The organism is Pseudomonas sp. SDO55104_S430 (genome assembly GCF_054070595.1).
In genome coordinates, this window is record NZ_JBSVXG010000031.1 from 17,864 (window position 1) to 41,340 (window position 23,477).

At 62.0% G+C, this 23,477-nt stretch carries 21 protein-coding genes and 1 pseudogene; 14 read left to right on the forward strand and 8 right to left on the reverse strand.

All coding sequences use genetic code 11. The annotated features are described in order from the left end of the window. Positions 1-69: 69 nt before the first annotated feature. The 8 genes from ACW9JE_RS08535 to ACW9JE_RS08570 all read left to right on the forward strand — a co-directional run bounded on the left by ACW9JE_RS08535 (position 70) and on the right by ACW9JE_RS08570 (position 10,518). Complete coding sequence (locus ACW9JE_RS08535; protein ID WP_224539629.1) at positions 70-1,518, forward strand: transglycosylase SLT domain-containing protein; 1,449 nt, start codon at positions 70-72, stop codon at positions 1,516-1,518. Between the two features lie 171 nt (positions 1,519-1,689). Next, positions 1,690-3,498, forward strand: a complete 1,809-nt coding sequence (locus ACW9JE_RS08540; protein WP_457432513.1) for an extracellular solute-binding protein — start codon at positions 1,690-1,692, stop codon at positions 3,496-3,498. After that, positions 3,495-5,336 (forward strand): extracellular solute-binding protein, encoded by a 1,842-nt coding sequence (locus tag ACW9JE_RS08545; RefSeq protein ID WP_457432501.1) that lies wholly within the window; start codon positions 3,495-3,497, stop codon positions 5,334-5,336. The genes ACW9JE_RS08540 and ACW9JE_RS08545 overlap by 4 nt, the downstream gene beginning before the upstream one ends. A 4-nt stretch (positions 5,337-5,340) precedes the next feature. Further along, the gene (locus ACW9JE_RS08550) at positions 5,341-6,414 is read left to right on the forward strand and encodes a microcin C ABC transporter permease YejB (RefSeq protein ID WP_224539623.1); all 1,074 of its coding nucleotides are present in this window, start codon (positions 5,341-5,343) and stop codon (positions 6,412-6,414) included. A gap of 1 nt (position 6,415) precedes the next feature. After that, positions 6,416-7,435, forward strand: a complete 1,020-nt coding sequence (locus tag ACW9JE_RS08555; RefSeq protein ID WP_175377332.1) for an ABC transporter permease — start codon at positions 6,416-6,418, stop codon at positions 7,433-7,435. Position 7,436: 1 nt separating this feature from the next. After that, positions 7,437-9,047, forward strand: a complete 1,611-nt coding sequence (locus ACW9JE_RS08560; RefSeq protein WP_224539621.1) for an ABC transporter ATP-binding protein — start codon at positions 7,437-7,439, stop codon at positions 9,045-9,047. Positions 9,048-9,066: 19 nt separating this feature from the next. Continuing rightward, the gene (fabI, locus tag ACW9JE_RS08565) at positions 9,067-9,861 is read left to right on the forward strand and encodes an enoyl-ACP reductase FabI (protein WP_175377330.1); all 795 of its coding nucleotides are present in this window, start codon (positions 9,067-9,069) and stop codon (positions 9,859-9,861) included. Positions 9,862-10,092: 231 nt separating this feature from the next. Next, the gene (locus tag ACW9JE_RS08570; RefSeq protein WP_457432502.1) at positions 10,093-10,518 is read left to right on the forward strand and encodes a VOC family protein; all 426 of its coding nucleotides are present in this window, start codon (positions 10,093-10,095) and stop codon (positions 10,516-10,518) included. Between the two features lie 136 nt (positions 10,519-10,654). Here the strand turns inward: ACW9JE_RS08570 and ACW9JE_RS08575 are convergent, their stop codons facing one another. The 6 genes and pseudogenes from ACW9JE_RS08575 to ACW9JE_RS08600 form a co-directional block, all read right to left on the reverse strand. Beyond that, positions 10,655-11,227 carry a GGDEF domain-containing protein gene (locus ACW9JE_RS08575; RefSeq protein WP_457432503.1) on the reverse strand — a complete coding sequence of 191 codons (573 nt, stop codon included), beginning with the start codon at positions 11,225-11,227 and terminating at the stop codon, positions 10,655-10,657. A gap of 74 nt (positions 11,228-11,301) precedes the next feature. Further along, positions 11,302-11,883 (reverse strand): hypothetical protein, encoded by a 582-nt coding sequence (locus ACW9JE_RS08580; protein ID WP_457432504.1) that lies wholly within the window; start codon positions 11,881-11,883, stop codon positions 11,302-11,304. 1 nt (position 11,884) lies between these two features. Continuing rightward, positions 11,885-14,043 (reverse strand): annotated as a pseudogene (locus ACW9JE_RS08585) (molybdopterin cofactor-binding domain-containing protein). A gap of 5 nt (positions 14,044-14,048) precedes the next feature. Beyond that, positions 14,049-14,504: a (2Fe-2S)-binding protein gene (locus ACW9JE_RS08590; protein WP_224539610.1), complete on the reverse strand. Its 456-nt coding sequence runs from the start codon at positions 14,502-14,504 to the stop codon at positions 14,049-14,051. Positions 14,505-14,696: 192 nt separating this feature from the next. Then, complete coding sequence (locus tag ACW9JE_RS08595) at positions 14,697-15,851, reverse strand: NnrS family protein (RefSeq protein ID WP_224539607.1); 1,155 nt, start codon at positions 15,849-15,851, stop codon at positions 14,697-14,699. Further along, the gene (locus ACW9JE_RS08600; RefSeq protein WP_457432505.1) at positions 15,851-16,099 is read right to left on the reverse strand and encodes a transmembrane sensor/regulator PpyR; all 249 of its coding nucleotides are present in this window, start codon (positions 16,097-16,099) and stop codon (positions 15,851-15,853) included. Before ACW9JE_RS08600 ends, ACW9JE_RS08595 begins: the two co-directional genes overlap by 1 nt. Positions 16,100-16,366: 267 nt before the next feature. Here ACW9JE_RS08600 and ACW9JE_RS08605 point away from each other — a divergent pair, with 267 nt between their 5' ends. Next, positions 16,367-16,870, forward strand: a complete 504-nt coding sequence (locus tag ACW9JE_RS08605) for a VOC family protein (RefSeq protein ID WP_457432506.1) — start codon at positions 16,367-16,369, stop codon at positions 16,868-16,870. A 33-nt stretch (positions 16,871-16,903) separates the two neighbouring features. Continuing rightward, entirely contained in the window at positions 16,904-17,737 is an 834-nt protein-coding gene (locus ACW9JE_RS08610) for a helix-turn-helix domain-containing protein (RefSeq protein WP_457432507.1), read from the forward strand. Positions 17,738-17,938: 201 nt separating this feature from the next. On the opposite strand, the gene ACW9JE_RS08615 is transcribed toward ACW9JE_RS08610, so the two are convergent. Both ACW9JE_RS08615 and ACW9JE_RS08620 read right to left on the reverse strand, forming a co-directional pair. After that, a complete protein-coding gene (locus tag ACW9JE_RS08615) occupies positions 17,939-18,523 on the reverse strand; it encodes a LysE family translocator (protein ID WP_224540811.1) in 585 nt (194 codons plus the stop codon). Between the two features lie 82 nt (positions 18,524-18,605). Further along, positions 18,606-19,937, reverse strand: a complete 1,332-nt coding sequence (locus ACW9JE_RS08620; protein WP_457432508.1) for an aminotransferase-like domain-containing protein — start codon at positions 19,935-19,937, stop codon at positions 18,606-18,608. 89 nt (positions 19,938-20,026) lie between these two features. Between ACW9JE_RS08620 and ACW9JE_RS08625 the strand changes: the two genes are divergently transcribed. From ACW9JE_RS08625 to ACW9JE_RS08640, 4 genes are all read left to right on the forward strand, one after another. Further along, entirely contained in the window at positions 20,027-20,923 is an 897-nt protein-coding gene (locus ACW9JE_RS08625; RefSeq protein WP_457432509.1) for a DMT family transporter, read from the forward strand. 90 nt (positions 20,924-21,013) lie between these two features. Then, a complete protein-coding gene (locus ACW9JE_RS08630; RefSeq protein ID WP_457432510.1) occupies positions 21,014-21,634 on the forward strand; it encodes a LysE family translocator in 621 nt (206 codons plus the stop codon). Between the two features lie 68 nt (positions 21,635-21,702). After that, positions 21,703-22,785 carry a bifunctional transcriptional activator/DNA repair enzyme AdaA gene (locus ACW9JE_RS08635; protein ID WP_457432511.1) on the forward strand — a complete coding sequence of 361 codons (1,083 nt, stop codon included), beginning with the start codon at positions 21,703-21,705 and terminating at the stop codon, positions 22,783-22,785. 21 nt (positions 22,786-22,806) lie between these two features. Continuing rightward, positions 22,807-23,424, forward strand: a complete 618-nt coding sequence (locus ACW9JE_RS08640; RefSeq protein WP_457432512.1) for a DNA-3-methyladenine glycosylase family protein — start codon at positions 22,807-22,809, stop codon at positions 23,422-23,424. The last annotated feature ends 53 nt before the right edge of the window (positions 23,425-23,477 follow it).

Consider the following 23,477-nt stretch of genomic DNA (forward strand, 5'->3'; position numbering starts at 1 on the left):
AAGGTTGACCGCAGGGGGTCTGCTTTCTAGAATCGCCCGACATTTTTGCCCGGAACTTACGTTCAGCCAATGTCGTCATCCATTCGAAATGCCATCAGTTCGGACGCTTTAACCCGCGTGGCGCAAGCCATCGCGCTGGCTGTGTCCGCGACCTTGGCGGGCTGTTCCAGCCATGCGCCGCAGACCGACGCGGCGCACACTCCGAATATTGCCGCGCGCGCCAAACAGAAGCCTGTCTGGATCAGCGAAAAGCCGAGCCCGCAGATCCCCCAGGACGTCTGGGAGCGCATGCGTCAGGGCTTCCAGTTGCAGGATAGCCTTGGGGTCAACCCGCGCATCGAGCAACAGCGCCTGTGGTTCGCCAGCAATCCCTCTTTCCTCGAGAACGCCGGCGAACGCGGCAGTCTCTACATTCATTACATCGTCGAACGCCTCGAAGAACGCAACATGCCGCTGGAACTGGCGCTGCTGCCAGTGATTGAAAGCGCCTACAACCCGATGGCCTATTCCCGGGCCGACGCGGTTGGCCTTTGGCAATTCATTCCTTCCACCGGGCGTTACTTCAACCTGCGTCAGACCCGCTTCTACGATGGCCGTCGCGATATCACCGCCTCGACCACCGCCGCGATGGACTACCTGAGCCGCCTGCACGACATGTTCAACGGTGACTGGCTGCTGGCCCTGGCCGCCTATAACGCCGGTGAAGGCACCGTCAGCCGCGCCATCGAACGCAATGAAAAGCTCGGCCTGCCAACCGATTACTGGAACCTGCCGCTGCCAGCCGAAACCCAGGCCTATGTGCCCAAGCTGCTGGCACTGTCGCAAGTGGTACTGGCTCCCGAAGCTTACGGCGTGAACCTCAACCCGATCGCCAACGAACCGTATTTCAAGGTCGTCGAAATCAACCAACGCATGGACCTGTCCAAGGTTGCCGCGGTGGCCAACATCGACGAGGACGAACTGTTCCAGCTCAACCCGGCCTTCAAGCAGCGCACCACCATCGACGGCCCACAGCATCTGCTGGTACCGACCTCCAAGGCGCAACTGCTGACCACCAGCCTGCAGACCATGCGTCCTGAAGAGCTGATCAGCAAGAAACCGCTCAAGCCGGTGTTCGACGGTGCCGGCGAAACCCGAGTGGCGAGCGTCAAGCGCAACTACCGGGTCAAGCGCGGCGACAACCTGGGCTCCATTGCCAAGGCCAACAACGTCGACGTCAAGGATCTGCAACGCTGGAACAAGCTGAGCGGGAAGAACCTCAAGCCCGGTCAGACTCTGGTCCTGCAGGACACTAGCAAACGCAGCTCGGGGCGCATCAACACCGTGGTCGCTGCCAACAGCAAGACCAAGGCAGAAGCCAAGAAGCCGCAAGCCAAATACAAGGTTCAGCAAGGCGACTCGCTGTACATTGTGGCCAAGCGTTTCAACGTCGAGATGCAGCACCTCAAGCGCTGGAATCCGCGTGTCGGCCAGGCGCTCAAGCCAGGCCAGATGCTGACGGTTTCGAATCCGCATTAATCATTGGCGCAGTACCGAAAAGATCGCAGCCGGCTGCGATCTTTTTTTATGCCCGAGAACTGCTTTCCAGGCCCGGCTTTTTCCTGTCCATACAAGCTGTTACTGTACTGGCCACAAAGCCCAAGCCGCCTGGATCGGATTCCATACTTGAAGCGTGCCCTCCTCTCGCTCCTGATCAGCCTGGCCTTGAGCTCCACCGCAAGCGCGACGATCAGCGAAAGCCATGGTTATGCGCAGTTCGGCGCGCTCAAGTACCCGGCCAGATTTACCCACTTCGACTGGGTCAACCCGCAAGCGCCCAAGGGCGGCACGTTGCGGGTGATGGCGTTTGGCACCTTCGATACGCTCAATCCCTACACCTTCAAGGGCACCAGCCCGGTCACCACGCCGAATTTCCTGCAATACGGCATCAACGAGCTGAACGAGCCGTTGATGGTCGGCACTGGCCAGTACGCGCCGTCCGGCGATGAACCGACGTCCAGCTACGGCCTGATCGCCCAATCGGTGGAGTACAGCGAGGATCGCAGTTGGGTGGTGTTCAACCTGCGGCCCGAAGCGAAGTTCCACGACGGCACGCCGATCACCGCCTTTGATGTGGCCTTCTCCTATCGTCTGCTGCTCAAGGAAGGCCATCCGCTTTATCGCACCAACCTGCAGGAAGTGCAGCGGGTGGACATTCTCAATCCGCAGCGCATTCGCTTCGTGTTCAAGCGCTCCGGTAATCCGCTGCTGATCCTGCGCCTGGGCGAGTTGCCGGTACTGCCGCAGCACTATTGGAAAGATCGCGATTTCAAGGCCACCACCTTCGAGCCGCCACTGGGCAGTGGACCGTATCGCATCACCTCGGTTACCCCGGGGCGACAGATCATCTTTGAACGGGTCAAGAACTACTGGGGCAAGGACTTGCCGGTCAATCGCGGCAAGTACAACTTCGACCGCATGGAGGTTGAGTTCTACCGCGACAGCGATGTGGCGTTCGAAGCGTTCAAGGCCGGCGAGTTCGACATCTATATCGAGCACCAGGCGAAGAACTGGGACACCGGCTACGGCTTCCCGGCGATCCGTCGCGGTGAAGTGATCAAGGCACAGATCCCGCACCAGATCCCGACCCAGACCCAGGGCCTGTTCATGAACAGCCGCCGCCCGACCTTCGCCGACATCAGGGTGCGCGAAGCCCTGGGCCTGATGTTCGACTTCGAGTGGACCAACCGCACTCTGTTCAGCGGCGCCTACAAACGCGCCACCAGTTACTACCCCAACAGCGAATTCTCCGCCAGCGGCTTGCCGGTCGGCCATGAGTGGCTGCTGCTCAAGCCCTATCGCGAGCAGTTGCCCGCCAAATTGTTCACCGAGCCGTTCAGCCTGCCGCAGACCCAAGGTCGCGGCATTCCCCGGGAAACCCTGCGCAAGGCTCTGGGCCTGCTCGCCGACGCCGGCTGGAAGCTCAACGGCCAGCGTCTGCAGAACGCGGCCGGACAACCGCTGCGCCTGGAGATCCTGCTGGTCAATCCGAACCTGGAACGCATCCTCCAGCCCTACGTCGAAAACCTCGCGAGCATCGGCATCGACGCGCGGCTGCGCACGGTGGATCGCGCCCAGTACAAGCAACGCCTCGACCAGTTCGATTTCGACATGATTCTGATGACACAGAACCAGACCCTCAGCCCCGGCCTGGAACAGTGGCAGTACTTTCATTCCAGCCAGGCCACGGTCAAGGGCAGCAAGAACTACGCAGGCATCGCCAATCCGATTGTCGATCAACTGCTCGATCAACTGCTGGCTGCCAGAACGCGCGACGATCAGGTCGCTGCCGGCAAGGCGCTGGACCGGGTCCTGCTCTGGCAGCACTACATCATTCCCAACTGGTACCTCAATTATCACCGCCTGGCCTACCGCAACCGGCTGGCCTTTGTCACCACGCCGCCCTACACCCTGGGTTTGAGCGCCTGGTGGCTGAAATCTTCGGAGAAAGATCGATGAAACCCATCAGCGTCCTGCTCCTGCAGGCCAGCGCCCTGTTGTTCGCAGGCATGGCCTGTGCCGCGCCGCAACACGCACTGACTCTGTACAACGAGCCGCCCAAATACCCGGCGGACTTCAAGCACTTCGATTACGTAAATCCCGATGCGCCCAAGGGCGGGATCTTCCGCGAAGCCGGCTTCGGTGGTTTCGACAGCCTCAACCCCTTCATCAGCAAGGGTGTGTCAGCCAACAATATCGATCTGATCTACGACACCCTGGCCAAGCAAGGCCTGGATGAACCTTTCACCGAATACGGCCTGATCGCCGGCAAGATCGAAAAGGCACCGAACAACGACTGGGTGCGTTTCTATCTGCGCCCGGAAGCGCGCTTCCATGACGGCCATCCGGTACGCGCCGAAGACGTGGTGTTCAGCTTTCAGACCCTGATGAAGGACGGCGCGCCGATGTACCGCGGCTACTATGCCGATGTCGCGGACGTGGTCGCCGAAGATCCGCTGACGGTGCTGTTCAAGTTCAAGCACAGCAACAACCGCGAACTGCCGCTGATCCTCGGCCAGTTGCCGGTCCTGCCGAAACACTGGTGGGAGAACCGCGACTTCAACAAAGGCAACCTGGAAATGCCGCTGGGCAGCGGGCCATACAAGGTCAGCGAGGTCAAGGCCGGGCGATCGGTGCGTTATGAGCGGGTCAAGGACTATTGGGGCAAGGACCTGGCGGTCAACCGTGGTTTCTACAACTTCGACGTGATGCTTACCGACTACTACCGCGACAACACGGTGGCACTGGAAGGTCTCAAGGCGGGTCAGTTCGATTATTGGCTGGAGATGACCGCAAAGAACTGGGCCAACGCCTACAACATCCCGGCAGTCACCGAGGGCCGGCTGATCAAGGAACAGATCCCCAACGGCAACCCCACCGGCATGCAGGGCTTCGTGTTCAATCTGCGTCGTCCGGTGTTCCAGGACGTGCGGGTGCGTCAGGCGCTGACGCTGTTGCTGGATTTCGAGTGGACCAACAAACAACTGTTCAACAGCGCCTACGCGCGTACCCGCAGTTATTTCGAGAACTCGGAAATGGCCGCTACCGGCCTGCCCGATGCCGATCAGTTGGCGATCCTTGAACCGTTTCGCGGCAAGATTCCCGAGCAGGTCTTCACCCAGGCCTTCGAGAATCCGGTTACCGACGCCAGCGGCATGATCCGCACCCAGCAACGCAAGGCCTACCAACTGCTGCAGGAAGCCGGCTGGCGCATCGTCGACGACAAGATGGTCGATGCCACCGGCAAACCGGTGGTGATCGAGTTCCTGCTGGCGCAGACCGAATTCGAACGGGTGCTGCTGCCGTTCAAGCGCAACCTGAGCGATCTGGGCATCGATCTGGTGATCCGTCGGGTCGATGTCTCGCAGTACGTCAACCGCGTGCGCTCCCGGGACTTCGACATGATCGTCGGCAGTTTCCCGCAGTCCAACTCGCCGGGTAACGAACAGCGCGAATTCTGGATGACCGCGGCCGCCGACAAACCCGGCAGCCGCAACTCCATGGGCCTCAAGGACCCGGTGGTGGACCAGTTGGTCGAGCAATTGATCAACTCTGACTCGCGCAAAAGCCTGGTGGCCCACGCCCGCGCACTGGACCGCGTGCTGCAATGGGGCTATTACGTGATCCCCAACTGGCACATCAAGACCTGGCGCGTGGCCTACTGGAACCACATCGGCCATCCGAAGGTTTCGCCCAAGTACGACATCGGCACCGCCACCTGGTGGGTCAAACCCGATGCCAAGCCGGCGATAGAGATCGAAACCAAACTGCAGGCCGATCCTGCGGGCACGGAGTAATCAGATGCTGGCGTATATTTTTCGGCGACTGCTGCTGATCATTCCGACCCTGTTCGGCATTTTGCTGATCAACTTCGTGATCATCCAGGCCGCGCCCGGCGGCCCGGTGGAACAGATGATCGCCAAGCTCGAAGGTTTCGAAGGCGCCACCAGCCGCATCGCCGGCGGCGGCGCGGAAGTGTCGGTGGCCGGCTCCTCCTATCGCGGCGCCCAGGGCCTGGACCCGGCTCTAATCAAGGAAATCGAGCACATGTACGGCTTCGACAAGTCGGCGCCGGAACGTTTGTGGATCATGGTCAAGAACTACGCGTCGCTGGACTTCGGTGACAGCTTTTTCCGCGATGCCAAGGTCATCGACCTGATCAAGGAAAAGATGCCGGTGTCGATCTCCCTCGGGCTGTGGAGCACCCTGATCATGTACCTGGTGTCGATCCCGCTGGGGATTGCCAAGGCCACGCGACACGGCAGCCACTTCGACGTCTGGACCAGTTCGGCGATCATCGTCGGCTATGCGATCCCGGCGTTCCTGTTCGCCATCCTGCTGATCGTGGTGTTTGCCGGCGGCAGTTATCTGGACTGGTTTCCGTTGCGCGGGCTGACCTCGAACAACTTCGATGAGCTGAGCCTGAGCGGCAAGATCCTCGACTATTTCTGGCACCTGGCGCTGCCGGTGACCGCCCTGGTGATCGGTAACTTCGCGACCATGACCCTGCTGACCAAAAACAGCTTCCTCGACGAGATCAACAAGCAGTACGTGGTCACCGCCAAGGCCAAGGGACTGACTCGGCACCGCGTGCTCTACGGCCACGTGTTCCGCAACGCCATGCTGCTGGTGATCGCCGGTTTCCCCTCGGCCTTCATCGGCATTTTCTTCACCGGATCCTTGCTGGTGGAGGTGATTTTCTCCCTCGACGGTCTCGGCCTGATGAGTTTTGAAGCGGCGATCAACCGCGATTATCCGGTGGTCTTCGGCACGCTGTTCATCTTCACCCTGCTGGGTCTGGTAGTGAAACTGATCGGCGACCTCACCTATACCTTTGTCGATCCGCGCATCGACTTCGAAAGCCGGGAGCATTGAGATGAACCTGTCCCCTCTCAATCGCCGCCGCTTCGAGCTGTTCAAGGCCAACAAGCGCGGCTGGTGGTCGCTGTGGCTGTTCCTGATCCTGTTCGGCGCCAGCCTCGGCGCCGAGCTGATCGCCAACGACAAACCGCTGGTGGTGCACTACGACAACGGCTGGTATTTCCCGGCGCTCAAGCGCTACCCGGAAACCACCTTCGGCGGCGAATTCCCGCTGGAAGCCAACTACAAAAGCCCGTACATCCGCGAACTGCTCAAGGCCAAGGACGCCTGGGTGCTGTGGGCACCAATTCCGTTCAGCTACCAGAGCATCAACTACGACCTGCGCGTCCCTGCCCCCGCGCCGCCCTCGGCGGACAACCTGCTGGGCACCGACGATCAGGGCCGCGACGTGCTGGCCCGGGTGATCTACGGCTTCCGGGTGTCGGTGCTGTTCGCCCTGACCCTGACCCTGCTCAGCTCGATCATCGGCGTGATCGCCGGTGCCTTGCAGGGCTTCTACGGCGGCTGGGTGGACCTGGCCGGGCAGCGCTTCCTGGAGATCTGGTCCGGATTGCCGGTGCTGTACTTGCTGATCATTCTGGCCAGCTTCGTCCAGCCGAACTTCTGGTGGCTGCTGGGGATCATGCTGCTGTTCTCGTGGATGAGCCTGGTGGACGTGGTCCGCGCCGAGTTCCTGCGCGGGCGCAACCTGGAATACGTGCGTGCGGCGCGGGCGCTGGGCATGCAGAATGGCGCGATCATGTTCCGTCATATCCTGCCCAACGCCATGGTCTCGACCATGACCTTCATGCCGTTCATCCTGACCGGCGCCATCGGCACCCTGACCGCCCTGGATTTCCTCGGTTTCGGCCTGCCGGCGGGTAGCCCGTCGCTGGGCGAACTGGTGGCCCAGGGCAAATCCAACCTGCAGGCGCCGTGGCTGGGCATGAGCGCGTTTGCCGTGCTGGCGTTGATGTTGAGCCTGCTGGTGTTCATCGGCGAGTCCGCTCGCGATGCCTTCGACCCGAGGAAGTGAAATGAATCAGGACAATCTGATCGAAGTGCGCGACCTCGCCGTCGAATTCGTCGTTGGCAACCACAGCCAGCGGGTGGTGGAAAACGTCAGCTTCGATATCAAGCGCGGCGAGACCCTGGCGCTGGTGGGCGAATCCGGTTCCGGCAAATCGGTGACTGCGCACTCCATCCTGCGCCTGCTGCCCTACCCGCTCGCCCGACACCCGTCGGGGACCATCGAGTATGCTGGGCAGAACCTGCTGGATCTCAAAGAGAAGACCATCCGCCACATCCGCGGCAACCGGATCGCGATGATCTTTCAGGAGCCGATGACCTCGCTCAATCCGCTGCACTCGATCGAGAAGCAGATCAACGAGGTGCTGGGCATCCACAAGGGGCTGGTCGGCAAAGTGGCGACCAAGCGTACCCTGGAGCTGCTGGAGATGGTCGGTATTCCCGAACCCCACAAGCGCCTCAAGGCCCTGCCCCACGAGCTGTCAGGCGGCCAGCGCCAGCGGGTGATGATCGCCATGGCCTTGGCCAATGAGCCGGAACTGCTGATCGCCGATGAGCCGACCACGGCGCTGGACGTGACCGTTCAGCTGAAAATCCTCGAATTGCTCAAGGAACTGCAGGCCCGCCTGGGCATGGCATTGCTGCTGATCAGCCACGATTTGAACCTTGTTCGAAGAATTGCGCATCGCGTATGTGTCATGCAGCGCGGTTGCATCGTCGAACAGGCATCGTGTGAAGAATTGTTTCGTGCGCCACAGCATCCGTACACTCGGATCCTGCTCGCAGCGGAGCCCAGCGGGAAGCCGGCGGCCAATGAAATCGGCCCGCCTTTGCTTGCGGTCGAGGACCTGAAAGTCTGGTTTCCGATCAAGAAAGGCCTGCTCAAGCGCACGGTGGATTACGTCAAGGCGGTGGACGGCATCAACTTCAACCTGCCCCAGGGCCAGACCCTGGGGATCGTGGGCGAAAGCGGTTCCGGCAAATCGACCCTGGGTCTGGCGATCCTGCGGTTGATCGCCAGCAAGGGCGCCATCCGTTTTGAGGGCAAACAGCTGGACAGCCTGACGCAACAACAGGTCAGGCCGCTGCGTCGGGAGATGCAGGTGGTGTTTCAGGACCCGTTCGGCAGCCTGAGCCCGAGGATGTGCGTGAGCCAGATCGTGGGTGAAGGCTTGCGGATTCACGGGATCGGCACCGAGGCGGAACAGGAGCAGGCAATTATTGCGGCGCTCAAGGAGGTAGGACTGGACCCGGAAACCCGGAACCGCTACCCCCACGAATTTTCCGGCGGGCAACGGCAGAGAATCGCCATTGCCCGGGCTTTAGTGCTAAAACCGGCGTTGATTTTGCTGGACGAGCCGACTTCGGCTCTGGACCGCACCGTGCAACGCCAAGTGGTGGAGCTTTTGCGTTCACTGCAAACCAAGTACAACCTGACGTATCTGTTCATCAGCCATGACCTGGCTGTGGTCAAGGCGCTGAGCCACCAACTGATGGTGGTCAAGCATGGCCAAGTGGTCGAACAGGGAGACGCGCAAAGCATTTTTGCCGCCCCCCAACATCCGTATACACAGCAGTTACTGGAAGCCGCCTTCCTGGTTCCGGAAACTGCGCAATAACCTGAAAGAGGAGCAACACATGGGTTTTCTCGCCGGTAAGCGCGTACTGATCGTCGGTGTCGCCAGCAAGCTGTCCATCGCATCCGGCATCGCTGCCGCCATGCATCGCGAGGGCGCTGAGCTTGCCTTCACTTATCAGAACGACAAACTCAAGGGTCGTGTCGAAGAGTTCGCACAAGGCTGGGGTTCGAGCCCTGAGCTGTGCTTCCCGTGCGACGTGGCCAGCGACGCGGAAATCGCCAAGGTTTTCGAAGAGCTGAGCAAGAAGTGGGACGGCCTGGACTGCATCGTGCATTCCGTGGGCTTCGCCCCGGGCGACCAACTGGACGGCGACTTCACCGAAGCCACCACCCGTGACGGTTTCCGCATCGCCCACGACATCAGCGCCTACAGCTTCGTCGCCCTGGCCAAGGCCGGTCGCGAAATGATGAAAGGCCGCAACGGCAGCCTGCTGACCCTGTCCTACCTGGGCGCCGAGCGCACCATGCCTAACTACAACGTAATGGGCATGGCCAAGGCTTCCCTGGAAGCTGGCGTTCGTTACCTGGCCGGCTCCCTGGGCCCGGACGGCACCCGCGTCAACTGCGTATCGGCCGGCCCGATCCGCACCCTCGCCGCTTCCGGCATCAAGAACTTCCGCAAGATGCTGGCCGCCAACGAAGCGCAAACCCCGCTGCGTCGCAACGTCACCATCGAAGAAGTCGGCAACGCCGGCGCCTTCCTGTGCTCGGACCTGGCGTCGGGCATCAGCGGTGAAATCATGTACGTGGACGGTGGCTTCAACACCACCGCCATGGGCAACATCGAAGAGTGATCTTCGGCTAGCCAATGAAAAACCCGCCTTGATTGGCGGGTTTTTTATTTCTGCGATTTCCCCTGCGCTTGAACATCCCTGTGGGAGCGAGCCTGCTCGCGATGCACGCAAGAACACCGCGGGGCATCAGATGGCCAGCGTTATCGTTGACGACCATCGCGAGCGTGCTCGCTCCTACAGGAGATTTATAGGGCTAGACTGCTGGAAATTCCCACCCTCGAGGAACGCCTGATGCAGCTCTCCCCTTTTCACCTGGCCATCCCGGTCTACGACCTGGCCGCCGCGCGGCATTTCTATGGCAGCGTCTTCGGCCTGGAAGAAGGTCGCTCCAGCGATCACTGGGTCGATTTCAATTTCTTCGGCCACCAACTGGTGATCCATCTGGCACCGAAAAACGCCTCCCAGGAAGCCGCCCACACCAACGCCGTCGACGGCCATGACGTGCCTGTGCCGCATTTTGGCGTGGTGCTGAGGATGGCGGAGTGGGAAGCGCTCGCCGAGCGGTTGACGGCACTGGAAACCCTATTCGTGATCGAGCCGGGGATTCGTTTTCAGGGATTGGTGGGTGAACAGGCGACGATGTTCCTGTTCGATCCGTGCGGCAATGCGCTGGAGTTCAAGGCGTTCAAGGATATTGGGCAGTTGTTTGCCAAGTAAGGCGGTGACTGTTCCGACCTCTTCGCGGGCAAGCCCGCTCCCACAGGGTTCATTGGTGTACACCGATATCGTGTACGACACCGGACACTGTGGGAGCGGGCTTGCCCGCGAAGAGGCCCACCGTCACACCACGAAACTACCGGCCTAATACTTTCTCAGCCTCCACCAGCAACTCCTCCACCGAGTCATGGGCCTCAGGGTCATATTCGATCTGCCCAATGCTGAATCGAATGCCATAACCGCGATGCGCCATGGTGTTGCGTGCATCGAGCATTTCTTCCAGCCGAGCCTTGATGGCCCTGACATCCACGCCACAGGAGCCGGTGAGCAAGGCCACGAAAGTAGCGCCTTCAAGGCGACCGATCACGTCGCTTTCCCTGAAACCGATGTTCAGCACGTCGGCGAAGGTTTTCAGTGCGTGATCGCCCTCGGTGCGGCCGAACAGGTAGTTGATGCGCTTGAATTCTTCGAGGTTGAAGAACAGCAGCGTGGCGGGCCTGCCCAGACGTTGGCAGGCGTCGAGGCCCAGTTGAGCCAGGGCGATGAAGCCGTGGCGGTTGGGCAGCAGCGTCAGTTCATCCATGCTCGCCATCTGCACGCCGATCAGCTCTTGCTCGGCCTTGCGGGCCAGATCGCGCAGCAGTTCGCGTTCCTGTCGTGGCGTCCCTGCACACACACGTGTCTTGTGCGGTTTGCCTGAGGTCAGCATCGGATACTCCCTGAGTGGTTATGGTTTTTAGAGTCCTCGATAGCGGATTTGACTCCGGATTCATTGACCAATGGTCATGTGCCGGACAATGGACAAGGCCCTCCAGCGTCAGCCCACAGCTTGAATTGCGTGACGAATACATCGTGCGGCACCGGCACCGGTGCGCGATTGCCGCCCGGATTCCAGCCCCACAGCACCAGCTTGTCTTCGCTGACATGCTTGATCAGCGCGGCGAAATCACGGTCGCCGTTGCTCGCGCGGTCCTTGATCATGCTGCACAACTTGTCGGGCGGCAGGCCGATCCAGGCCATTTTGTGCGCCGCCGGCGGCAGACTCCAATGGGGCGCGCCCGGCGGTGTGCCGGGGCCGTAGCTGGCCGGTGGATTGGCCTCGGCGTGGCAGGTGGCACAGGGCAAGCCCGCCGCGCCCTTGCCGTCCATGCCCCGCACCACGTTCATCGCATGGGGCTTGCCGGCGTCGAACTGCAACGGCGAATCCCCGGGAATATGGCAGTTCTGGCAACGAGGGTTTTGGAAGACTTGTTGCACGGTGGCAAAGGCCTTGAGCGCCTCCTTGTCATCGGCGAACAACTCGGTGGCGTAGATGAACAGGCAGACGAGAATCAGCGTCCCGAGAATCCAGTGATGGCGTTTCATCTCACACCCCCGACAGCTGCAACGGCAGCTCGCGCAGGCGCTGCCCGGTCAGGGCGTACACCGCATTGGCCACGGCCGGCGCCGTAGGCGGCACACCGGCCTCGCCGATGCCACCGGGCTTCTCGCTGCTGGGCAGGATATGCACGGCATCTCGTTGAGCCGCAGCACCTGATAATCGTGGTAGTTGGACTGCACCACCTGACCGTCCTTGATAGTCAGCTTGCTGTGCAGGGTGAACCCCAAGCCGAAGGCGATGCACGACTCCATCTGCGCGGCGATGCTCTGCGGGTTGACCGCGATCCCGCAGTCCACCGCACACACCACGCGATGCACGCGGATCGCCAGATTGTCCTGGGACACCTCGACCACCTGCGCCACATAGCTGCCGAACGACTCGTGCACCGCCACGCCCAGGGCATGGCCATCCGGCAGCGGCGCCTTCCAATTGGCCTTCTCCACGGCCAGGTTCAGTACGCCCAGGTGCCGAGGATGGTTCTTGAGCAGGGTTCGCCGGTACTCCACCGGATCCTTGCTCGCCGCCGCAGCCAGTTCATCGATCAGCGATTCCATGACAAACGCGGTATGGGTATGCCCCACTGACCGCAGCCACAGCACGCTGATGCCGGTTTTCGGCGAATGCAGCTGGACCTGATGGTCGGCCAGATCCGCAAGGTAGGGACTGTCCGCCACGCCCTCCACCGAGGTCTTGTCGATGCCGTTCTTGACCATCGCCGCTTCGAGCATCGTGCCGGCCATGATCGACTGTCCGACCAGCACATGCTTCCACGCCAGCGGCAGGCCATCAGCCCCAAGCCCTACCCGCGCGTGGTGCAGGAACGCCGAGCGGTAATAACCGCCACGAATGTCATCTTCCCGCGCCCACACGGTTTTCACCGGTACGCCTGCGGCTTTGGCGACCTGCACCGCCTCGGCGACAAAATCCGAGGTCGGGTTGGCTCGCCGACCGAAACCACCACCGAGGAACTCGGTGTGGATCTCGACCTGTTCGGGTTTGAGACCGGTGATCTTTCCGGCGATCATCTGGTCCAGAGTCTGGAATTGGGTGCCGGTCCAGATCTCACATTTGTCCTGGGTGATTTTCACCGTGCAGTTGAGTGGTTCCATCGGCGCGTGGGCCAGGTACGGCACGCTGTATTCGACGTCCACGGTCTTGCTCGCCTTGGCCAGCGCGGCCTGGGCGTCGCCGGCCTGACTGGCGGGAAGCCCCGGTGTCGCGGCGAGTTTGCGAAAGCTCTCCAGCAGCTTCTGGCTGTCCAGGCCGCTGTTCGGTCCCAAATCCCATTCCACGTGCAGCGCATCGCGCCCCAGTTTCGCCGCCCAATAGTGATCGGCGATCACCGCGACGCCGGTGGGCACCTGCACCACTTTGCGCACGCCCGGAATGGCCAGCGCCTCGGCGCCTTCGAAGGATTTGACGCTGCCGCCGAACCCCGGCGGACGGGCGACCATGGCGGTCATCAGGCCGTCGAACTGCACGTCCATGCCGAATTTGGCGCGGCCGGTTATTTTCTCCGGTGTGTCCAGGCGCTTGGTGGGCTTGCCGATGATGGTCCAGTCTTTCGCGTCCTTGAGCTTGATCGACGCCGGATCCGGCACGGGCAGCTTGCCGGCGTCGTCCGCCAGTTCGCCGTAGGTGGCGCGCTGCTCGCCGGCAATCACCACGCCCGATTCGGTGCGGATCGCCGAAGGCGCAACGTTGAAGCGTTTGGCCGCCGCCTCGATCAGCATCATCCGCGCCGCCGCGCCGGCCTGGCGATAGCGGTCGAACTCCATCCAGGTCGAGGTCGAGCCGCCGGTAATCTGCATGCCGCCGAAGCCCGCCAGGCCGTAATCCTTGGCAGAGGCCGGGGAATGTTCGACGCGGATTTTCGACCAGTCGGCGTCCAGTTCTTCGGCGATCAACATGGTCAGGCCGGTCCAGATGCCCTGGCCCATTTCCGAGTGACCGAGCAACACGGTGACGCTGTTGTCATTGGCGATGCGCAGGAAGGCATTGGGAGCGAACACATTGCCTTCGTTTTCCGCGCCGTGGGCGAATCGATGGGCGCCGGGAATCACAAAGGCCACCACCAGCCCACCGCCCAGAACGGCAGTGCCCTTGAGAAAACCACGACGTGAAAGCGGATTGAGACTGTTCACGGTCTTCAACCCAATTGCGCGGCGCGTTTGACCGCGGCGCGAATTCTTGGATAGGTGCCGCAACGGCAGATGTTGCCCGACAGGGCCTGATCGATATCACTGTCGGTGGGTTGCGGAATCTTCGCCAGCAATGCCGCCGCCGACATGATCTGCCCGGACTGGCAGTAACCGCACTGGACCACATCGAGTTCGGCCCAGGCCTTTTGTACCGGGTGCGAACCGTCCAGCGACAGGCCTTCGATGGTGAGGATTTTCTGGCCGTGGGCCACGGCGGTGGCCGGGGTGATGCACGATCGCAGCGGCGCACCGTCGACGTGCACGGTACAGGCGCCGCACTGGGCCATGCCGCAGCCGAACTTGGTGCCGGTCAGATGCGCGACATCACGCAGGACCCACAGCAACGGCATGTCCGCGGGGACATCCAGTTCCTGGTCCTTGCCATTGATATTGAGGGTCAGCATTGCGAAGCTCCTCAGACTCACGGTGTTCTGAAGGGGGCGTCGCTGTGGCCGTCAACGGCCTACGCGCGCCTCGGTTATCCCTTCAGCTAAGTCCAATTTGCTTCGCAGGCCGGAATGTATCGACCACCGGTCACATCAATTCGGCTGTTTTTGATCGTTCCCACGCTCTGCGTGGGAACGATCCACAAACCCTCAGGGCCTTGGTTTAAGGAGAATGTCGGTATAGCGCAGCAGGAACAACCCGAACGCCGCACACCAGAGCGCCGCCGACAACCCCAGGCCAAACCCGGAAAACGGCACCAGCAACACCCGTGACAGCCCCGCCAGCAACACCAGGGCAAAGCCCACGACGATCGCTTTGGACGGCAGCAATGGCCGTCCGGTATGACCCAGGCTGACCCGGGCAATCATCGCCAATATCAACCCGCCCACCCCGCCGACCGCCAGCGAATGGGTGGCCAGGCTTTGCTGGGGCATCAACCCGAGATGCCACAGCGCCATGCCGATCACCGCGACCAGCAACCAGACGTAGGACAGATACAGCGACCACAACAACGGTACCCGCCACATGCCGCGATCATGCCAGCGCCACAGCCGCAGCAGGTGCAGGCCGCACATCAGCGCGAACAACGCCGCCAGCCACAACCGGGGAACGTCGTTCAGTCCCAGGGCAAAGGTCAGCGCTGCAAGCAGGCTGCTCACCAGCAGCACCCGTGTCGGCCAAGGGCTGTCCGCAGGCGTTGCCGGGCGATTGAGCCCGCGCTGGATGAAGAACGGAATCACCCGCCCGCCAATCACGCTCATCATCGCGCCGACCAGCCACAGCGCGGCCAACACACCACGGCGTTGCAGGCCGACATCGTCGGTCCAGAACCCCCACAGGGTCATGACCTGACATCCGGCCAGCAGCGTGATCATCAACAGAATCGGGTAGTTTTCGCGCTTGCGGGCAGCGATCAGATCGCGACCGAGCACAACGGCCAGCAACGGCAGCAAAGGCAGTTGCAGGATCAGCAGCAAGCCGGGAGGAATCGGCATCAGCCAGGCCAGTCGCGCCAGTAGCCAGACCAGCACAAGCCCTATCAACGGCCAGCCCTTGAGCCCCGGTCGACCGGTCCAGTTGGGCACCGCGGTCAACAGGAACCCGGCGATGATCGCCACGGCAAAACCGAAGGGCATTTCATGGCGATGCCAGGCCAGCATGCCACCCACCGGTTGTGCGCCGGGCAAACGTCCGTACAGCCACAGTGCCCAGATCGCCACTGCCATTGCGGCAAACGCGGCTCCCGCCAGAAAGAACGGACGAAAGCCGAGGCTGAAAACCGGTGCCGCAGAAAGTTTGTTCATCAGGCCAACGCCACGGGCAGTGGTTTGCTCAGACGGTGTTGCGACAGCAGGCGCATGACATAGCCGATTTTCAGCAGTGTAGGCCCGACGATGGTCATGGCATGCAGCGACACCAGGGCCAGGATCGACAGGTGACCCTCGTAGAGGTAGGCGCCGTAGATGCCCGCCAGGAGCATCGCCAGGCCAACGCCGAGCACACGGCTGGAAAGTGTCAGGACATTCTGAGGATTGCTGAAGAAATGGAACATTTTCCGTGACTCCTGTAGCAGTTCAGTTGTACCTGTTCTTTATCAAATCCCGTGCCAGTTTTATAAGCCTTATAAATCAGCATCCTGCCAGCCATGGTGTCATTACGACTCATTCTCGAAAGAGTCTTTTTAACTCATATGGAAGTCATATTGACTCCATCATTAGCGAATTACCTTCAGCATTTGTCGATCTACGGCCACACCTGCGCAACCGAGGCTGACTACGCTGATAGTCCAGCCTGCAAAAACCTGCCAGGGAGACCCACCATGCTACATGCTCAAAAACTCACCCCTTGCCTGTGGTTCGACGGTCAGGCCGAAGAGGCCGCGAAGTTCTATTGCGCGATCTTCGATCATTCGAAAATCACCGCCATCACCCATTACGGCAAGGCCGGCCAGGAGATTCACGGGCATCCGGAAGGTTCGGTACTGACGGTCAGTTTCGAACTCGACGGCCAGACATTCACCGGGCTCAACGGTGGTCCGAACTTCACGTTCAGCGAGGCCATCTCCTTTCAGGTCAACTGCCAGACCCAGGAAGAAGTCGATCACTTCTGGGGTCGGTTGTCCGCTGGTGGTCCGGTTGAGGCGCAGCAGTGCGGCTGGCTCAAGGACAAATTCGGCGTGTCATGGCAGATCGTCCCTGTGGCGATGATGGAGATGCTCAAGGACCCCGACACCACCAAGTCCCAACGGGCGATGGCGGCGATGATGCAGATGAAAAAACTCGATATCGCCGAGTTGAAACGAGCCTTTAATGGCGAGAGCTAATACACTCCGGGGCTGTTTCTCCAAGGACCGACCATGAAGCGTTTACAGCCCAAGGACACCGACAAGGCCCCTCGCTTCTGGCGCGACGACGCCCTGCCCTTCATCGAGGCGCGCTCCATCGCCGATGGCCGCGAGGTCTGCTACACGCGGCATGCCCACGCGCACTTTTCCATCGGCGCGATCACCGCCGGGCGCAGCACCTATGTCCATGAGCAGTCGCAATTTGAGGTCAGCGCCGGCACCGTGGTACTGATGAACCCTGGCGATGTGCATGCCTGCAATCCCATCGACGACCAGCCCTGGTCATACCTGATGCTGTATGTCGAAACCCCGTGGCTGACCGACCTGCAGCATCAGTTGGGGTTCAGTGACGACCTGGCCTTTCGCCGTTTCGCCGTCACTCACACGGCGGATGCCGAGCTGTTTGCGGGGTTGAAGGCCTTGTACGAGGTGCTGGTCGATCCGCAGCAGGACATCCTGCGAAAGCACAGCGCGGCGGTGGAGTTTTTCACCGACGTGCAGTTGCGCCTGAACCCTGCCGGACAGGCGATGCGCGAGCCTAATTTCAAGCTGGAGCGTGCCGCCGATTTCATCCGCGAACACTGCACGCAGATGCTCAAGCTCGAGGATATCTGCGAGGCGGCGCAGTTGTCGCCGTCCTATCTGATCCGGGCTTTCAAGCAGCATTTCGGCATGACGCCACACGCCTTCTTGGTAAATCAGCGTATTCAGTTTGCGCGGGACCAGCTGCGCAGCGGCAGGTTGATCGCCGATGTGGCGCTGGAGGCGGGGTTTGCCGATCAGGCGCATTTCCAGCGGGCGTTCAAGCAGCATCTGGCGGCTACGCCGGGGCAGTATCGGGGCTGAACAAGGCTTTGAGGCACGAAAGCTTTTGTGGCGAGGGGGCTTGCCCCCGTTGGGTTGCGCAGCGGCCCCATGCATTTCTCCAGACAAACCCTGCATTAAGGTTTTGCGACGGCTTCGCCGCCGAACGGGGGCAAGCCCCCTCGCCACAAAAAAGCCCCTTCACCACAACAGCCCCCTCGCCACAGGGTTCAGCGGTGCGGCTTACAACAACAAATAAACCGCACTCACCGCCAACAACAACGCCATCACCCGATTGAACAACCGCATCCCCGCCGGATTGTTCAGATACCCGCGCAAAAACGTCCCCGCATACACCCAGCACCCAACCGACACATAACAAATCACCAGATACACCGCCGCGAACTGCCACACCAGCCGCGCCTCGCCATCCGCCACGAACGCGCCCATGCCGGCGACGCAGGCCAGCCAAGCCTTGGGGTTGAGCCATTGCATCACCGCGCCGTAGAGCATCGACGGCGCGCGGCTGGCGTCTTTGGCTTCCAGTTGCCCGTTGTCCGCCGCCAGCTTGAACGCCATGTACAACAGGAACGCCACACCGGCCCACTGCACCACCTGAGTCATCGCCGGCCAGATCTGCAGCAGCTCATGCAACCCCAGGCCCATCAGCACCAGCAGCAACACGAACCCCAGCGTCGCCCCGGCGACATGGCGCTGGCTGGCGCGAAAGCCGAAGCGCGCCCCTGAACTCAGCGCCACGATATTCACCGGCCCCGGGGTGATGGAAGCGGCCAGCGCAAACGCCGCCATGGACATCATCAGACTCATTGCACACCTTCTTTTTCTCAGTTGAACCAGGCCTCAAGGTAAACAGCCGCTCAACACACGTATTGAAGAAAACTGCCCTGCGTCACTGGTAGAACTCCACCACCCTCTTCACTTTCACCAGCGCCTGGCGCAGCGAATCCATGTCCACCGAACCAAGCGCCAGGCGGATGGCGTGGGGCACGTGACTGGTGATCGCAAAGGGTTCGGCGGGCGATACCGACACCTGTTCGCGCATCAACGCCATGGCGATCTGGTCGGCGCGAGCGTCTTCGGTCAACGGCAGCCAGATGAAGTAGGAGGACGGGTGGCTGATGATCCGCAGCCCCGCCAGGACCTCGCGGGCCAGTGCCTGCCGGGCCTGGGCGTCGGCGCGCTTGTGGGCCTCCAGCCGGATCACCGTGCCGTCGTCCAGCCAGGTCGTGGCGATGGCGGTCATCACCCCCGGCGTGTTCCAGGTGGTGGCCATGATCGTGCGTTCGAATCCCGCGACCCAGTGCTCGGGCGCGGCAATGAAACCGACGCGCAATCCGGTGGCGATGTTCTTCGATAAACCGGAGACGTACACCGTGCGCTCCGGCGCCAGGGTGGCCAGCGGTGGCGGCGGTTTTTCGGCGAGAAAGGCGTAGGCGGCGTCTTCGATGATCGTCAGATCATGCTGGCGTGTAATCGCCACTAGCCGCTCACGCTGATCGGCGTCCAGCACCCAGCCCAACGGATTGTGCAGGGTCGGCATGGCGTAGATGGCGCGCACCGGTCGACTGCGGCAGAGCTTTTCCAGGGCCGCCAGATCCGGCCCGCAGTCGGTGACCGGAATGGGCAGGACTTCCAGGTGCAGGGTTTCGGCCAGCGTCTTGAACCCTGGGTAGGTCAAGGCGTCGGCGGCGATCACATCACCGGGCTTGAGCAGCGTCATCATCACCACGGCCAGGCCATGCTGGGCGCCGCTGACGATCAGGAGCTGCTCGGCAGGCAGCTTGATGCCGCGAGCCTCCAGGTGCCGGGCGAACGACGCGCGTTCGTGCATGCGCCCGGCATGGGGTTGATAGCGCAGGAGGGATTCAAGGTCACCGGACAGCGCCAGTTGGCGCAGCGCACCGCGCAACAGATCGGCCTGACCGGGCAACGACGGGTAGTTGAAGTTCAGATCGATCATCCCCGCCGCCACAACCGACTGGGAAATGCCCTGCCCCGGCGGCAGCGACGTCTCGCGAACAAAGGTCCCGCGCCCGGTCTCGCCGCTGATCAGGCCCATGCTCTCCAGCTCCGCATACACCCGGCTGGCGGTGACCAGCGCCAGACCGTGTTCTGTGGCCAATTGCCGGTGAGTCGGCAGGCGCGTACCGGGCGGCAGTTGTCCCGAACGGATGTCGGCGGCAAAGGCATCGACCAGGGACTTGTAGCGCGAGCGAGGCATGTCGAAATGTATCCATGACAATTTTTTGATTGTACCGATACTCAGCCATAGCATGGGTTTCGTGCAACCCATCAATGAGTGTGAACAACATGGAACGAACCTCGAACCTGCAAAACCGGGCGCTGGAGAGCGGCACCAGCGGCTGGATCAACGGCCTGATCGGTGTGGTGATTTTCAGCGGCTCGCTGCCCGCGACACGGGTGGCGGTGCTGGAGTTAGATCCGGTGTTCCTCACGGTGGCACGGGCGACCATCGCGGCGCTTCTGGCGCTGGGCCTGCTGCTGTTGTTCAAGGAAAAACGTCCTGCGCGCAATCAACTGGTTCCGCTGGCCATCGTGGCCCTGGGCGTGGTGGTCGGCTTTCCGCTGCTGACGGCACTGGCATTGCAGTACGTGACGTCCGCACACTCGATCGTCTTCGTGGGCCTGCTGCCGCTGGCGACCGCCGCCTTCGGGGTTCTGCGGGGCGGTGAACGCCCTCGCCCGGTGTTCTGGATTTTCTCGGTGCTCGGCAGCCTGCTGGTGGTCGGTTTCGCCGTGGCCCAGGGCCTGACCGCTTCTCCCCAGGGCGATATCCTGATGCTGCTGGCGATCCTCGCCTGCGGCCTGGGTTATGCCGAAGGCGCGAAACTATCGCGCAGCCTGGGTGGCTGGCAGGTGATTTCCTGGGCGCTGGTGCTGGCCCTGCCGGTGATGGCGGCCCTGACCTGGTGGCGCATGCCGGCAACCTTCAGCGGAATCAGTGCACCCGCCTGGTTCAGTCTGGCCTATGTGTCGCTGTTCAGCATGCTGATCGGCTTCGTGTTCTGGTATCGCGGCCTGGCCCAGGGCGGGATTGCCGCCGTCGGGCAGTTGCAGTTATTGCAACCGTTTTTCGGCCTGGCGCTGGCGGCGACCTTGCTGCATGAACAGGTGAGCATCGGCATGCTCGGCGTCACCGTGGCGGTGATTCTGTGCGTGGCCGGGGCGAAGAAGTTCGCCCGCTAGCCACTGCTATGGCGCATGCCAGCACGACTGTATGGGTCGGCCTTCCCGGGTGGCGTGGTAAAAATACGGCTCTTGCACTGGAGCCGAATCATGGACCTCGCCACCCTCACCCTTTTCCTTCCAGCCTGCTTCGCCCTGAACATGGCTCCCGGCCCGAATAACCTGCTGTCGGTCAGTAATTCGACCCGCTATGGCTACCGTGCCGCGTGCCTGGCCGGGGTCGGTCGCCTGCTGGCGTTCGCCGGGATGATTGCCCTGGCCTCGGCGGGTCTGGCGGTGGTGCTGCAGACGTCGGAGCTGCTGTTCTACGGGATCAAGATCCTCGGCGCGGCCTATCTGTTCTATCTCGCGTGGCAGCTGTGGCGTGCTGACCCCGGGGTGGAAAACATCGTCGCCGGTGCGCCGGTGGGGATGCTGGCGTTGGCGCGTCAGGAGTTCCTGGTGGCGGCGGGCAACCCGAAAGCCATCCTGATCTTCACCGCGTTCCTGCCGCAGTTCGTCGATTCGACCCGCGCCATCACCCCGCAATTCGCGGTGCTGGGCGCGCTGTTTCTGGTGCTGGAGTGGATCGCCATCGCCGCCTACGCCTACATGGGCCTGCACATGCGCCGCTGGTTCGCCAAGCCGTCGGGCAAGCGGATGTTCAACCGTTGCTGCGCGGGGTTGTTGTCGGCGGCGGCTTCGGTGCTGCTGATGGCGCGCCGTACCTGATCAATCACCGGAAATTGTTTGTCGATTTTCCGGTGGAGGCGCCCTTCGCGCCGTTTTATGCTGCGCCCATGAACCTGCCAAACACGCTCCTTCCGCCCCGCACCGAGATGGTTCGCGCCATGCTCGAACGAGACACCTCCTATGAGGGGGTGTTCTTCACTGCGGTCAAGACAACCGGAATTTTCTGCCGTCCCGGTTGTACCGCTCGCAGCCCGAGACCCGAAAACGTCGAGTTCTTCGCCCATGCCGATGAATGTCTGGCGGCGGGTTATCGCGCCTGCCTGCGCTGCAAGCCCCTGGGTGCCGCGGCCATGGCACCGGAGTGGGTGAAGCGGGTACTCGCGCGGGTGGAGGCCGATCCCGAGCAGCGCTGGAGCGACGCCCAGTTGCTGGCCGAAGGCATCGAGCCGCTGAAGTTGCGGCGCTGGTTCAAGCAGCATTTCGGCACAACCTTCCATGCCTGGTTGCGCACCCGACGCCTGGGCATGGCACTGAGCGGGATGAAACACGGCGATTCCATCGACAGCGCGGCCTTCGATTCGGGGTACGAATCCCTGAGCGGTTTTCGCGATGCCTTCCAGAAGTCCTTCCACATCACCCCAGGCCGTGCCGCCAACAGCGAACCCCTGCTGTTCACCCGCCTGACCACCCCGCTGGGGCCGATGATCGCCATGGCCGAACGGCGTGGCCTGGTGTTGCTGGAGTTTCTCGATCAGGCGTCCCTCGCCGGGGAAGTCGAGGCCCTGCAAAACCGTTTTGGCTACGCCGTGGCGCCAGGGCATAACGCGCATTTGCAGCAGATCGAGCAACAACTCGCCGAGTATTTCGCCGGCCAGCGCACCGAGTTCAGTGTTCCCCTGCACATGCCCGGCAGCGAGTTTTCCCGCCAGGTCTGGGCCGAGCTGTCGAAAATCCCCTACGGCCGGACGACCACCTACGGCGCCATCGCCCACCTGCTGGGCAAACCCGGCGCCAGTCGCGCCGTAGGCCTGGCCAACGGTCACAACCGTATCTCGATTGTGGTGCCCTGCCACCGCGTGATCGGTGCCGACGGCTCGCTGACCGGCTACGCTGGAGGCGAACCGCGCAAGGCGTTCCTGCTGCGGCTGGAAAACGCGGCGGTGCAAATCACCGAGCAATTGGCCTTCTGAAGCCCCCCTCAAGGATGCAGCATGCCTGACCCCTACCAGCCAGCCACGCAATGGCTGGCAGCCCTGGATGACGACTGGCGTCGCCACATCGACGCCATCGGCCCCTGCCTGCACCAACCCCACCCCGCGCGCGATCCCTATGAATCGCTGGTGCGGGCGATTGCCTATCAGCAACTGCACGCCAAGGCCGGCGATGCGATCATCGGGCGGTTGCTGGCGTTGTATCCGTCAGTCCCGTTTCCAAGGCCCGAACAGATTGTCGCTACGGACTTCGATCGGCTGCGCAGCTGCGGCTTTTCCGCCAGCAAGATCGCGACCATTCAGGGCATCGCCCAGGCAACGCTGGACGGCGTGGTGCCGGATTACGCAACGGCGCGGGCGATGGATGACGAGGCGCTGATCGAACGCCTGATCACCCTGCGCGGCGTGGGGCGCTGGACCGTGGAGATGCTGTTGATCTACAGCCTGGAGCGGCCGGATATTCTGCCCGCCGATGATTTTGGCGTGCGTGAGGGGTATCGGCGGTTGAAGGGGCTGGAGGCGCAGCCGACGCGCAAGCAGATGATTGAGATTGGGTTGGCGTGGAGCCCTTATCGGACGGTGGCTTCGTGGTATTTGTGGCGGGTGCCCAGTCGCTAGACCGCGTTATCGTTCTTCGCGGGCAAGCCTCGCTCCTACAGGGATCGCGAAAC

Excerpts from the sequence above, each read along its gene's own strand:
- ACW9JE_RS08535 (WP_224539629.1), top strand. The coding sequence starts at position 70 with ATGTCGTCATCCATTCGAAATGCCATCAGTTCGGACGCTTTAACCCGC.
- ACW9JE_RS08545 (WP_457432501.1), top strand. The coding sequence starts at position 3,495 with ATGAAACCCATCAGCGTCCTGCTCCTGCAGGCCAGCGCCCTGTTGTTC.
- ACW9JE_RS08550 (WP_224539623.1), top strand. The coding sequence starts at position 5,341 with ATGCTGGCGTATATTTTTCGGCGACTGCTGCTGATCATTCCGACCCTG.
- ACW9JE_RS08555 (WP_175377332.1), top strand. The coding sequence starts at position 6,416 with ATGAACCTGTCCCCTCTCAATCGCCGCCGCTTCGAGCTGTTCAAGGCC.
- ACW9JE_RS08560 (WP_224539621.1), top strand. The coding sequence starts at position 7,437 with ATGAATCAGGACAATCTGATCGAAGTGCGCGACCTCGCCGTCGAATTC.
- fabI (WP_175377330.1), top strand. The coding sequence starts at position 9,067 with ATGGGTTTTCTCGCCGGTAAGCGCGTACTGATCGTCGGTGTCGCCAGC.
- ACW9JE_RS08570 (WP_457432502.1), top strand. The coding sequence starts at position 10,093 with ATGCAGCTCTCCCCTTTTCACCTGGCCATCCCGGTCTACGACCTGGCC.
- ACW9JE_RS08575 (WP_457432503.1), bottom strand. The coding sequence starts at position 11,227 with ATGCTGACCTCAGGCAAACCGCACAAGACACGTGTGTGTGCAGGGACG.
- ACW9JE_RS08580 (WP_457432504.1), bottom strand. The coding sequence starts at position 11,883 with ATGAAACGCCATCACTGGATTCTCGGGACGCTGATTCTCGTCTGCCTG.
- ACW9JE_RS08590 (WP_224539610.1), bottom strand. The coding sequence starts at position 14,504 with ATGCTGACCCTCAATATCAATGGCAAGGACCAGGAACTGGATGTCCCC.
- ACW9JE_RS08595 (WP_224539607.1), bottom strand. The coding sequence starts at position 15,851 with ATGAACAAACTTTCTGCGGCACCGGTTTTCAGCCTCGGCTTTCGTCCG.
- ACW9JE_RS08600 (WP_457432505.1), bottom strand. The coding sequence starts at position 16,099 with ATGTTCCATTTCTTCAGCAATCCTCAGAATGTCCTGACACTTTCCAGC.
- ACW9JE_RS08605 (WP_457432506.1), top strand. The coding sequence starts at position 16,367 with ATGCTACATGCTCAAAAACTCACCCCTTGCCTGTGGTTCGACGGTCAG.
- ACW9JE_RS08610 (WP_457432507.1), top strand. The coding sequence starts at position 16,904 with ATGAAGCGTTTACAGCCCAAGGACACCGACAAGGCCCCTCGCTTCTGG.
- ACW9JE_RS08615 (WP_224540811.1), bottom strand. The coding sequence starts at position 18,523 with ATGAGTCTGATGATGTCCATGGCGGCGTTTGCGCTGGCCGCTTCCATC.
- ACW9JE_RS08620 (WP_457432508.1), bottom strand. The coding sequence starts at position 19,937 with ATGCCTCGCTCGCGCTACAAGTCCCTGGTCGATGCCTTTGCCGCCGAC.
- ACW9JE_RS08625 (WP_457432509.1), top strand. The coding sequence starts at position 20,027 with ATGGAACGAACCTCGAACCTGCAAAACCGGGCGCTGGAGAGCGGCACC.
- ACW9JE_RS08630 (WP_457432510.1), top strand. The coding sequence starts at position 21,014 with ATGGACCTCGCCACCCTCACCCTTTTCCTTCCAGCCTGCTTCGCCCTG.
- ACW9JE_RS08635 (WP_457432511.1), top strand. The coding sequence starts at position 21,703 with ATGAACCTGCCAAACACGCTCCTTCCGCCCCGCACCGAGATGGTTCGC.
- ACW9JE_RS08640 (WP_457432512.1), top strand. The coding sequence starts at position 22,807 with ATGCCTGACCCCTACCAGCCAGCCACGCAATGGCTGGCAGCCCTGGAT.